This window comes from Petrotoga sibirica DSM 13575, from assembly GCF_002924625.1.
In the GTDB taxonomy this organism is placed as follows: domain Bacteria; phylum Thermotogota; class Thermotogae; order Petrotogales; family Petrotogaceae; genus Petrotoga; species Petrotoga sibirica.
The window spans coordinates 1-11,816 of record NZ_JAHC01000032.1 but is presented as its reverse complement, the minus strand read 5'-3'; the positions used below and the strand labels follow the sequence as shown (position 1 = coordinate 11,816).

The following is an 11,816-nucleotide window of genomic DNA, read 5'->3' as shown; positions in this document are numbered from 1 at the left end:
CCAAATTGGAAGAACCTAAATTATTTGATACCACTTTAAGAGATGGAACCCAGGGTGAGAATGTTTCTCTAACTGTGGAAGATAAATTAAAAATAGCTAAAAAACTAGATGAGTACGGAATAGACTACATCGAAGGTGGTTGGCCAGGGTCTAATCCTAAAGATGAAGAATTCTTTAAAAAAGTTCAAAATATATCATTTAAAAATAGTGAAATAGTTGCCTTTAGTTCTACAAAAAGGTATGGAACAAAGGCAGAAGATGATCCAAATATATTAAAATTGGTTTCTTCTGGGGCAAAAATAGTTACTATATTTGCAAAAAGTTGGGATTTCCATGTTTCTCAAGCATTGGGCATTTCTCTTGATGATAACCTAAAACTTATAGAAGATACGATAACTTTCTTAAAACGAGAAGGGTTAGAGGTATTTTTCGATGCCGAACACTTTTTTGATGGTTTTAACCATAATCAAAAATATGCCATTAAAACCTTAGAAGTTGCACAAAACTCTGGTGCTTCAATTGCTGTTTTGTGTGACACAAACGGAGGGCAAACACCTTCAAAGGTCAAAGAAGCAATAGAAACGGTAAAAGAAAAAATAAAAATACCTTTAGGCATTCATGCTCACAATGATTCCGGTTTTGCTGTAGCCAATTCTCTTACAGCTATTGAAGAGGGAATTGAACAAATACAAGGAACGGTGGGAGGTCTGGGGGAAAGATGCGGTAATGCAGATCTTTGTATTATAATACCTAACTTGAAGTTTAAATACGGGTTTAAATTACCAAAAATAAATGTAGAAAAAACAACCTCACTTTATAATTACGTAACTGAAATTGCTAATTTAACTCCTGACAACAGGAAACCTTATGTAGGAAGAAGCGCCTTCACACATAAAGGGGGTGTCCATGTTAGCGCCATTCTTAAAAATCCTCACACTTATGAACACATATCTCCAGAATGGGTGGGAAACACTAGAAGAATATTAGTTTCAGAGTTATCAGGAAAAAGTAATTTAAAATCAAAACTAGAAGAATTAGGCTTTGATATTACTCAATTTTCTGAAGAACAGTTCAAAAAGTTAACATCAAAGATAAAGGAATATGAGCATGATGGATATCAATTTGAAGGTGCTGACGCTTCTTTAAAACTCTTAGTATTAAGAGAATTTTTTGACTATGCCCCAAATTTTCAAGTGGAGAATTTCAACATTCTTCATTACAATTTTATCGAAGGCACAGGAACAGAAGCGATTGTCAAATTAAAAATAAATGGTGAAACGGTCCATGCCGTTGCTGAAGGCGACGGCCCTGTTAATGCTTTAGATATGGCGTTAAGAAAAGCCTTGCAAAACTTTTTCCCTTCACTGAAGAACATGAAATTGATAGATTACAAAGTAAGGGTGTTAGACAGTACTTCTGGAACTGCCGCGAAGGTGCGGGTCTTAATAGAAACTTCAGACACCGATAAAACTTGGACTACTGTGGGTGTTTCAACTAACATAATTCAGGCGAGTTGGAAAGCTTTGTTAGACAGTGTAGAATATGGATTGTTTGTAGATAATTTTTCACCCGTTAAAGAACATTAAAAGGATAACAGGGCCAATTGTGATAAAAACTTCCCAGAAGGAGAGAAAAAATGGAAAATATATACTCTAATCGTATGAAAAACGTACCACGTTCTTTTATAAGAGAGATACTTAAGGTAATAGATGATCCGGAAATAATTTCATTCGCCGGCGGTTTACCGAACGCCGATTTATTTCCAATAGAAGAGATAAAAACTGCAGCTGTTTATCAGTTTGATAATCACGGTAAAGAGATACTACAGTACAGTACCACAGAAGGATACCCACCTTTAAGAGAATTTATTGCCAATAGATACAATGAAAAGAAAGGTTTAAACATAACAAAAGACGATGTTTTAATAACTCATGGATCTCAACAAGCCCTTGACTTACTTGGAAAATTATTTTTGAACGAAGATGATTTTATTGCAATTGAAGAACCTGGCTATTTAGGAGCTATACAGGCATTATCGGTATACACCAAGAATTTTAAACCAGTTAAACTATGTCCAGAAGGACTCGATTTAGTGGAATTAAAAGATGTTTTGGAAGAGTTTTCACCAAAATTACTGTACACCGTCCCAAATTTTCAAAATCCTTCGGGAATCACTTATACAAATAAAAATAGAGAAAAGATAGCTGAAATATTGAAAAATCACAATATTTACCTTATCGAAGATGACCCATATGGAGAGTTAAGATTTGAAGGAGAAGATAATGTTTCATTCAAAAAATTGATACCTGAACAAACGATACTTTTAGGATCATTTTCAAAAATTGTTGCCCCAGGATTTAGACTAGGCTGGGTGGTGGCTCCTGAAGATGTGTTGGAGAATCTTGTAACCGCTAAGCAAGGTGCTGATCTTCATTCTAATTACGTAGGGCAAAGAATACTATACCAGTTCTTGAAAGAGAACGACCTAGACAAACATATAATAAACATAAAAATGAGGTATGGCAGTCAAAAAAATTCCATGATAAAAAGTATCAAAAAATATTTCCCCAAAAACGTAGAGTATACAGATCCACAAGGTGGAATGTTTCTATGGATAACTTTACCAAACAACATTTCTGCTCTTCAGTTGTTTGACAAAGCTATTGAAAAAAAGGTTGCCTTCGTCCCCGGAGACCCTTTTTACATTGATAAAAAAAATGTAAATACCTTGAGATTAAATTATTCCTGTGCAAATGAAAAAAGCATCGAAGAGGGTATAAAAAGGTTAACCTCTGCAATACAGGAGTTAATTATTTAAATGGTCATCAAACTTTTTAGGCAAAAACGCATCTCTTAATCCAATAAGGAAAATAATTATACCAAATATAATGCCTAAATTTAAGTTTCTCAAAGATGCGATGATGTATCCCAGAGAAAAACCATTTAACAACCAAGATAAGATAATCAATATTTTTTTGTTAAAAGCCGTATAAAGAACAGCAAAAAAGGCGGACAGGTTAATTAACAAATAAAAATAAGATGGATCAAAATTATTTAGATAACCAAAAAAAGAAAATAAAATCCCTACTAATAAAATAAAGTTACCCAATTTGCTGTACATATTTTTTCTCCAGGAAATGTACATTATAATACCTAAGATTACTAGTGAAAAAATCCAATACAACATATCAACCAGAAAAAAACCAATTGTAGAGTTTATAAATACCGAAATTAATGTAAAAGCCATTTTTCCACTCCTTTATTAAATAAACTCGTTCTATTTTACTTAAACAAAGTAACCAAAAAATTACCCCTTCCTAAATAATTAAGGAAGGGGTATATTTTGTTATTTCTTATCAGGGATAGATTCCTCTTAACTTTGTAGCGTTTGCCACACGTTCAATGGCTCTCACATAAGCAGCTGTTCTCATATCAATTTCATACTTTTCCATCGTTTGAATAACATCACAAAATGCATTCTTCATCTTTTTATGAAGGGCCTTTCTGATATCTTCAAGTTCCCAAAAATTCCACTGAAGTCCTTGCACCCACTCAAAGTACGAAACCGTCACTCCACCAGCATTTGCCAAGAAATCCGGTACTATAAGGACATTTTTGGACAACAAGATGTCGTCTGCTTCTGGGGTTAATGGACCGTTGGCTCCTTCTACAATAAGTTTTGCTCTTATATCATCTGCATTATCTTCATTTACTGCATTCTCTAAAGCACAAGGGGCCAAAACATCTACATCTAGCTTCAACAATTCTTCGTTGGTTATCTCTTTATAACCTTCTTCGTTAACATCCAATAACAATGCTTTTCTACCTCTAGTTCTATCCATTAACTTACGAATCTCTTCTGCTGTGAAACCAGACTCTTTATAAAAACCACCGCTATAATCAGATATTGCGACTAGCTTAAATTTAGTTTCTTCTGTAAGGGTCAAAGCTAAGTAAGAACCCACGTTACCGAAACCTTGAATAGCAACGGTTATTTCTTCATCTTTTTTATTTAGCTTTCCTTTCTCTCTCAAATACTTTACAGCTTCCTCAGTACATATATTTACTCCTCTTCCCGTTGCTTCTGTTCTTCCTTCAGAACCTCCAATCTCTAAAGGCTTACCTGTGACTATACCTAAAGTAGTATGTCCGATATTCATCGAATACGTATCCATCCACCAAGACATTATTTGACCATCAGTGTTTACATCTGGGGCGGGGATATCTTTCTCTTCACCTATTATGATTTGAATTTCAGAGAAAAACCTTCTGGACAATTTCTCTAATTCTGAATCTGAAAGTTTAAGCGGATCCACTGTAACGCCGCCTTTAGCCCCACCATAGGGTATATCTACTACAGCAGACTTCCACGTCATCCAAAAAGCCAACGCTTTAACTTCATCTAATGTGACATCTGGATGGTACCTGATTCCACCTTTTGCTGGACCCCTAGAAACATTGTGTTGTACCCTATAACCAGTAAAAACCTTGATTGACCCATCATCCATACGCACCGGGAAATTAACTGTGAGTTCTCTCTTAGGTTTGATTAATACTTCTCTTAAATTTCTGTCTAATTCCATGATTCTAGCAGCTCTGTCGAATTGCTTAACCGCGTTATCGTACAAGCTTACCTTTTTTGTTTCTTCCATCTTTGAAATCCTCCTTTATGTTATTGCTTTCATATTTCTTAAAACTTTAAAATCTCACTTTCAATCCTACATAAATATTTTATCCCTTTTTTCTCAAAGTTTCAAATCCAAAGAAATCTACTCATAGACGATTAGAAGCAATTATAAGAATTTAGAGCCAATTATCTACATTTTTGTCAACTATGAAAAAAATTTCAAAGAAAAATTTTTCAAAGAGTCCTGCTAACAATTTATGGTATAATAAAATGAACAAATTATTTTGGGAGAGAATCAAATTGACAGAGGAAAAATTCGTAGAAGACCTTAAAAAAAATAATCCCGATTCGTTTAAAAAATTATACGAAGAGTATGCACCAAAAATTTACGGGGTTTTAATTAATTACGTTAACCATGATGAAATAGAAGATGCCCTTCAAGAAGTGTTTCTACGAATTATTAAAGGGATAAATGGATTTAAAGGCCGTTCCAAGTTATCTACTTGGATTTATAGAATAGCTGTCAATGTTGGTAAAAATTATACTCGCAAATATCAACGAAGCAAAGAAACTTCTGTGGATTTTGAAGATGAAACGGATCAAAATCATAATATCCAAGCAATTTCCAATACCAATGTAAAAAATGAAGTACTAGAAGAGCTTGATTACCAAATGATTTTAAACATAATGGAAAAACTTAACGAGGAGGAAAGACTACTGATTAAGTTAAGAGATATCGATGGTATGAGTTACAATGAAATTGCCGAGATAATGGAAATCCCTTTAGGGACTGTAAAAAGTAAGCTACATTATACGAGAAAAAAATTGAGACAATTGATAGAGGAGGCTAAGTTCGTATGAATGAAAAAGAAGAAGAATTGTTGAACGATTTTTTTGAGGGGAAAATCAAGGAAGCTGAGTTAAATGATAACTGTAAGAAAATAATCAATCTATACAAGAACATAATTAAGACATATTTTTCCTGCGAAAAATCTGTTATCAACAATGTTAAAAATAAACTTAATATAGGATAAGTCTTTATGAAAGGGTTGAAAAAATGATCAGAGTAAAAGTTCCAGCAACAACTGCCAATATAGGACCAGGATTTGACAGTTTAGGAATAGCTTTACGATTGTACAATATCATAGAAGTCGAAGAAACTAATGGTGGCCTTGAAATTCACGTTCCCGTAAAAGATCAAGAACATATAGAAACTAATGAACGTAATTTGGTTTATCTGGCAATGAAACGACTGTTTGACGCAGTAGATTTCCACCCAAAAGGTCTTCGCATAAATCTTATTAATAATATACCTATTGCAAGAGGTTTAGGAAGCAGTGCGGCGTGTATAGCTGGAGGTCTGGCAGCTGCCAATGCGCTTCTTAATAGTCCTTTAAAGAAAGAAGAGATAATATATTTAGCCGCTACGATGGATGGACATACCGATAATATTTTACCTGCCTTAGTTGGAGGATTAACGGTAGGGTGCTTGTTGGAAAAAGAAGTTAAATATGTAAAAATCGATTTACCAACTCAGTTGAAGTTATTAGCTATTATCCCTGATTTTCATTTTTCTACAAAAAAAGCCCGCTCACTTTTACCAAAAAGTGTTCCCCTTGAAGACGCAGTGTTTAATATAAGTAGAGTTGGCCTTCTAGTGGCTTCACTTGTAACGTCAAATTTTGAAAACTTATCAGAAGCTACAAAAGATAAGATTCATCAACCATATCGTAAAGACTTTATCCCTCACTGGGAAGAAATAACGTCTAAATTGATGAAAATAGGTACAAAGGGTTATTTCTTGAGTGGTTCTGGACCGACGATCTTGGCAATTTTGGATGGAGATTATAAATATATTGAAAATGAGATCGTCCAATTTCTTTCTCACTTTGACCAAAGCTACACGGTAACAGTTTTTGACATATGTCATCAAGGATTGGAGGTATTAAACGATGAGAGAAATAATGGATGTTATCGCTAAAGATGATAATTACGTATATTTGAGAACCACAAGGACACAAGAATGCGAAAGCTGTGCAATGAAAGGTGGCTGTACTCTATTAGGTGGATCAAACGAGTTGAAGTTAAAAGCTAAAAACACAGAAAAAGTCGATGTAAAAAAAGGAGATAAAGTAATTGTAGAAATGCCTGAAGTTCCAGTAGTGAAACTTTCTTTTTTAGCTTATGGGATTCCTTTAATCATTTTCTTGTCTATAATTTCCATTCTCTATACTTTGGGCTTTTCAGATATCTTCTCTTTCTTGGCAGGTGTCTTAGGAATGGGAATTACTTATTTTTTAATTCATCAGTACGATAGAAAAAAATTAAAAGACAGATATCTACCGGTCATACTACAAAAGTTGGAGAAAAAAATAGATCTAAAATTGCACGAAAAAGGAGAAATTTAAAGTATTTAAAAGCTTGGGTTTTTACCCAAGCTTTTAAATTTTAAACTCACCAGGATAATGGCAAGCCACATAATGACCTGGTTTAACTTCTTTAAGTGGTGGTTCTTCTTTGCTACAAATATCCTTAGCAATTGGGCATCGAGGATGAAACCTACAACCTGAAGGTGGATTTAGAGGACTGGGTACATCGCCTTGTAAAACCACTCTTTTCTTCTTAACTTCCGGATCTGGAATGGGAATAGCGGACATCAAGGAAACCGTATAAGGATGTAAAGGCTCTTCAAAGAGCTCTTTTTTCGTTGTTAATTCAGCTATCTTTCCTAGATACATAACCGCTATTCTGTCGCTTATGTGTTTCACAACGGCCAAATCGTGAGCTATAAAAACATACGTTAAGCCATAATCATTTTTCAAGTCAACCATTAAATTTATGATTTGAGATTGAATCGAAACATCTAATGCGGAAACAGCTTCATCAGAAATGATTAATTTTGGATCCAATGCCAAAGCACGAGCTATTCCTATTCTTTGTCTTTGCCCACCGGAAAATTGGTGTGGATATCTATATACATAATCTTTGGATAACCCTACTGTTTCCATTAAGTTGGCAACTCTATCTCTGATTTCAGAAGATGTACCCATTTTATTCACTTTCATACCTTCTCCTATGATGTCCAGTACTCTCATTCTTGGATTTAAAGAAGAATATGGATCTTGAAAAATGACTTGAGCATTTTTTCTGAAGGTTCTTCTTTTTTCGTTCAAATTAGACAACAAATCTTTTTTTATTTCTCTTACTCCATTTTGAAAATATAATTGTGCGTATTTTTTATCTATTTCATTATCCAAATTCTTAATAACTTCTTCTTCTGAGCCTAATTCTTTTTTCATTTTCTCGAATCTGTCTGCATAAATCTTTTTAACATACTGATTAATGGTGGTATTTTTCATAAACCAAGGTGTAGTGTCTTGATCTCCCATTATAATTCGTCCATATGTTGGTTCGTATAATCTTAGGATGGTCATTCCCGCTGTACTTTTACCACAACCTGATTCTCCAACAAGCCCCAAAGTTTCTCCTTCTTTTATTTCAAAGCTAATATCGTCTACAGCTAATACGTTAGCAACAATCCTTTTGAATACACCTGCTCTAACAGGAAAATATTTTTTTAAATTTTCAACCTTTAGTATTATTTTGTCACTATTTGGCACTATACTTCACCTTCTTTAACTTTGTTCATATTTTCCAATAATTTATCTATGTGCCAACAACGGGAAAAATGACATGGCTCTATTTCTTCCAAGTTTGGATCTTCATCTACGCATTTTTGGTCAGCAAAGAAACACCTGTTTGAAAATTTACAACCTTTTGGAAAGTTCAAGGGGTTTGGAACTATACCAGGAATTGAAAGCAACCTCTCCTCTTCTTTGTCTATTCTGGGAATAGAATTCATCAACCCCCATGTATATGGATGACGTGGCCTTTTAAAAATGGTTTTGATTTCACCACTTTCAACCACTTCTCCCCCATACATAACTAACGCCCTATCAGCCATCTCGGCAATTACTCCAAGATCATGTGTAATAAAGATTATTGCCATCTTAAACTCATTTTGTAAATCCTTCATGAGTTCCAGTATCTGTGCCTGAATGGTAACATCCAGCGCAGTAGTTGGCTCATCTGCTATAAGTATGGAAGGGTTGCAAGCTAAAGCCATAGCGATCATAGCTCTCTGCCTCATTCCACCAGATAATTCGTGAGGGTATTGGTCGATTCGCCTTTCTGGTTCAGGAATACCAACTTTTTTTAATAAATCGATCGCTCTTTTTTTACCTTCTTTTTCATTCATTTTAAGATGTAATTCAAGAGATTCCATGATTTGTTCGCCAATCGTGTAGACTGGGTTTAAAGCGGTCATAGGCTCTTGGAAAATCATCGAGATCTCTTTACCTCGTATTTTTCTGAGATGATTGTACGATAAAGACAAAACATCCATATCTTTGTACTGTATTTCTCCTTCAGCGATCCATCCGTTTTCGTCTAGCAGCCTTATAGTGCTTAGTGCGGTAACAGTTTTACCTGAACCAGATTCTCCAACAATTGCCAAGGTTTCCCCAGGGTAAAGCTCAAAACTGGCACCGTTTACAGCCTTTATTATCCCGTCCTCTGTCTTAAAGTGGACATGCAAATTATCAACACGAAGTATAGGTTCACTATTGTTATCTTTCAAAAAGCTTCCTCCTCTCACTTTATCGTCTCATTCTTGGATCGAAAACGTCTCTTAGGGCATCCCCCAATAAATTCCAACCCATGACAAAAAGAATCATAGCCACCCCGGGATACAATATTGTGAACCAGTACTGGCTTGGATTTGTACCCCCAATGATCCAGTCTCTGGAATATGATAATATTGATCCCCAATCAGCGTATCCTTGTGGTGCACCTAAACCCAAGAAACTCAAAGCTGCTGCAGTGATAACCATTGATCCAATCCTCATGGTAGCATTTATCAAAACGGGAAATATCGTATTAGGTAAGATATGTTTGACTATAATTGCCGCATCTCTTACCCCGAGAGCTTTGGCGGCCATAACATACTGTTCGTTTTTGGCTTGAAGTATGTTCCCTCTGATCAATCTTGCGGTGACCATCCAACCAAAAATTATCAAAGCAATCATCATATTTCTAACTCCAAGCCCTAAAATAGTTGTTAAAACCATAGCTGCAAGCATAAAAGGTATTGACATAAAAATATCCGTGATTCTCATCAGAACTTCTTCGAGCCATCCACCAAAATAGGCAGCAACTGAACCTATAAAAAGCCCGATGATAGTTGATATTAAAACTACTATCAAACCTATCTGAAAAGCGGTTCTACTTCCCCATACAACACCATAAAAGATATCCTTTTGATTTACTACCCCAAAAGGATGCTCAGGCGATGGTGGTATAGGTTCTAATGTTGAAACCACATTGGGAATCAAGAAGGGATCGAATTCAATTGAGTTCAGGAAATCTTTGTTTAATGTTTCATAAACTTTTAAGGATTCATTTTTGAAATCTTGCCCTTCGAATGATTGCAGGCTGCTGATCATTTCTGAAAATCTTAAAGACCTTTCATACCTTTTAACTACGTTTTTATATTCATTTCTCAACCTTCTAATTACACCGTTAGTATCTTCATCAAAATCTTCGTAGTATGACATATTTAGAACATACATATCAACTAATTCTTTAATTTCGGATTTTAACTCTTCTTTTTCGATTTCTCCATCTTCAAACTTTTCAACACTTTCCATCAAATTTGACATATCTTGATAATCCATTTCAGCAAAAAAATATGTGTCTTCCCAATAGTTTTGAAACTCTTGAATGATGGAATCTTTATCCATATTTGAATCAGCATTTATTAATTCACGAGCTCTTTCTAAGTTTCTTTCGCTTGGTAAATGAGGAGGTGCTATTACTGGTGCAAATATTGCAATAATTATGAAAAGTACTAATATAGAAAAACCAATGATGGCAGAAGGATTAGTAAAAAAACGTTTCAACGCCCTTTTTGTTTCTTCATTCACAATTTTCACCTCACCCTAACCTGATTCTTGGATCGATGAACGCGTAAGATACATCGATTATAAGATTTCCTACAATAAGAATAAAAGAAGTGAACAATAAAACACCCATTATAGAAGCATAATCAAGTGTTTGAGCAGCTGTTGCCGCGAAGGATCCTAAACCTGTTCTAACAAAAACCATCTCTACTATAACAACCCCTGCCAACAAACCAATAACCATTTGACCTGCGGTTGTTACAACAGGGATTAGAGCATTTCTTCTGGCATGTTTGTTTATAACTACTTGTTCTGACAACCCTTTTGATCTTGCAGTCCTTATGTAATCTTTTCTAAGAACTTCCAACATCGAAGATCGTGTTATCCTCAATAGATTAGCCCACCATAACCAAGATATAGCAATAATAGGACCTATAATATGTCTTAAAGCATCCCAAAATACATCGATTCTTCCATTGATTAATGCATCTATAGTCAAAAGACGAGTATAGTTATTAAAGGTGGCACTTTTTACAACTTCATCCGCCCACAAGCTTAAGTTACCTGGTGGAAACCATCCCAATCCAATATAAAATATCAATAAGACCATGATTGCCCAAACAAAATCTGGCAAAGACCAGCCAATTAAAGCGAATATTCTAATAGTTTGATCTATGAATGAATTATGGTGGACTGCTGCAGTAACCCCGAACCATATACCAACTCCTATTATAGGGAAAAGAGCATATAGTGCCAATTCTACAGTATAGGGAAATCTATGTAATAAAGCATCAATAACCGGTTCTTTCCCTACCACAGACCATCCCAGATCACCCTTGAGCAAATTCCCAATCCATTTGCCATATCTAACTGGCAAGGGATCAGTCAAACCATACTGCTCCATTAAAATGATTTTATCCTGATCGGATAATTTAGCATAAGTATTTGGATCAACATAAGTAGATAAAAGTTTCAAAGGTCCGAGTAATTGCTGCATAGAAAAGACTATCAAAGTAACACCCAACATAATCAAAGGGAGTAATAACAACCTTCTGATAATGTATGTTGTCAAAAGAAAACACCTCCGCTCTGTTAAATATACTTAATAAGTAATCACTTAAAAAGAGAGGGGATCCCCCCTCTCTTCTCATTCTACTACAAAAAATTTTCTTTTTACAATATCTTAGCAAAATTATTACTCAACTTTGGTGTAGTTATAATAATAATCA

General features: G+C 34.9%; 11 protein-coding genes and 2 pseudogenes. 6 read left to right on the top strand and 7 right to left on the bottom strand.

Annotated features, from left to right (window positions below):
* Positions 1-5: 5 nt before the first annotated feature.
* On the top strand, positions 6-1,586 hold the full coding sequence (cimA, locus tag AA80_RS07760) for a citramalate synthase (RefSeq protein ID WP_103877223.1): 1,581 nt from the start codon (positions 6-8) through the stop codon (positions 1,584-1,586).
* A gap of 50 nt (positions 1,587-1,636) precedes the next feature.
* Positions 1,637-2,818 (top strand): aminotransferase-like domain-containing protein, encoded by a 1,182-nt coding sequence (locus AA80_RS07755; protein WP_103877222.1) that lies wholly within the window; start codon positions 1,637-1,639, stop codon positions 2,816-2,818.
* Here the strand turns inward: AA80_RS07755 and AA80_RS07750 are convergent.
* Both AA80_RS07750 and AA80_RS07745 read right to left on the bottom strand, forming a co-directional pair.
* Positions 2,807-3,247, bottom strand: a complete 441-nt coding sequence (locus AA80_RS07750; protein WP_103877221.1) for a hypothetical protein — start codon at positions 3,245-3,247, stop codon at positions 2,807-2,809. The two genes, AA80_RS07755 and AA80_RS07750, sit on opposite strands and share 12 nt — an antisense overlap.
* A 109-nt stretch (positions 3,248-3,356) precedes the next feature.
* Positions 3,357-4,652 carry a Glu/Leu/Phe/Val family dehydrogenase gene (locus tag AA80_RS07745; RefSeq protein ID WP_103877220.1) on the bottom strand — a complete coding sequence of 432 codons (1,296 nt, stop codon included), beginning with the start codon at positions 4,650-4,652 and terminating at the stop codon, positions 3,357-3,359.
* A 275-nt stretch (positions 4,653-4,927) separates the two neighbouring features.
* On the opposite strand from AA80_RS07745, the gene AA80_RS07740 reads away from it, so the two are divergent.
* The 4 genes from AA80_RS07740 to AA80_RS07730 are packed head-to-tail and all read left to right on the top strand — an operon-like array spanning position 4,928 to position 7,035.
* Positions 4,928-5,488 carry an RNA polymerase sigma factor gene (locus AA80_RS07740; protein WP_103877219.1) on the top strand — a complete coding sequence of 187 codons (561 nt, stop codon included), beginning with the start codon at positions 4,928-4,930 and terminating at the stop codon, positions 5,486-5,488.
* Positions 5,485-5,661 (top strand): hypothetical protein, encoded by a 177-nt coding sequence (locus AA80_RS10055; RefSeq protein ID WP_158248408.1) that lies wholly within the window; start codon positions 5,485-5,487, stop codon positions 5,659-5,661. The genes AA80_RS07740 and AA80_RS10055 overlap by 4 nt, the downstream gene beginning before the upstream one ends.
* Before the next feature lie 23 nt (positions 5,662-5,684).
* Positions 5,685-6,608, top strand: coding sequence for a homoserine kinase (gene thrB / locus AA80_RS07735; RefSeq protein ID WP_103877218.1), 924 nt, complete (start codon positions 5,685-5,687; stop codon positions 6,606-6,608).
* On the top strand, positions 6,580-7,035 hold the full coding sequence (locus tag AA80_RS07730) for a SoxR reducing system RseC family protein (RefSeq protein ID WP_103877217.1): 456 nt from the start codon (positions 6,580-6,582) through the stop codon (positions 7,033-7,035). The genes thrB and AA80_RS07730 overlap by 29 nt, the downstream gene beginning before the upstream one ends.
* 33 nt (positions 7,036-7,068) lie before the next feature.
* On the opposite strand, the gene AA80_RS07725 is transcribed toward AA80_RS07730, so the two are convergent.
* From AA80_RS07725 to AA80_RS07710, 5 genes and pseudogenes are all read right to left on the bottom strand, one after another.
* Positions 7,069-8,247 carry an ABC transporter ATP-binding protein gene (locus AA80_RS07725; protein ID WP_103877216.1) on the bottom strand — a complete coding sequence of 393 codons (1,179 nt, stop codon included), beginning with the start codon at positions 8,245-8,247 and terminating at the stop codon, positions 7,069-7,071.
* A complete protein-coding gene (locus AA80_RS07720; protein WP_103877215.1) occupies positions 8,247-9,266 on the bottom strand; it encodes an ABC transporter ATP-binding protein in 1,020 nt (339 codons plus the stop codon). Before AA80_RS07720 ends, AA80_RS07725 begins: the two co-directional genes overlap by 1 nt.
* A gap of 19 nt (positions 9,267-9,285) precedes the next feature.
* A pseudogene (locus AA80_RS10515) lies at positions 9,286-10,029 on the bottom strand (ABC transporter permease); the annotation flags it as partial.
* 444 nt (positions 10,030-10,473) lie between these two features.
* Positions 10,474-10,611, bottom strand: a pseudogene (locus AA80_RS10510) (ABC transporter permease); the annotation flags it as partial.
* Positions 10,612-10,621: 10 nt separating this feature from the next.
* A complete protein-coding gene (locus tag AA80_RS07710) occupies positions 10,622-11,659 on the bottom strand; it encodes an ABC transporter permease (RefSeq protein WP_103877213.1) in 1,038 nt (345 codons plus the stop codon).
* Positions 11,660-11,816 lie beyond the last annotated feature (157 nt).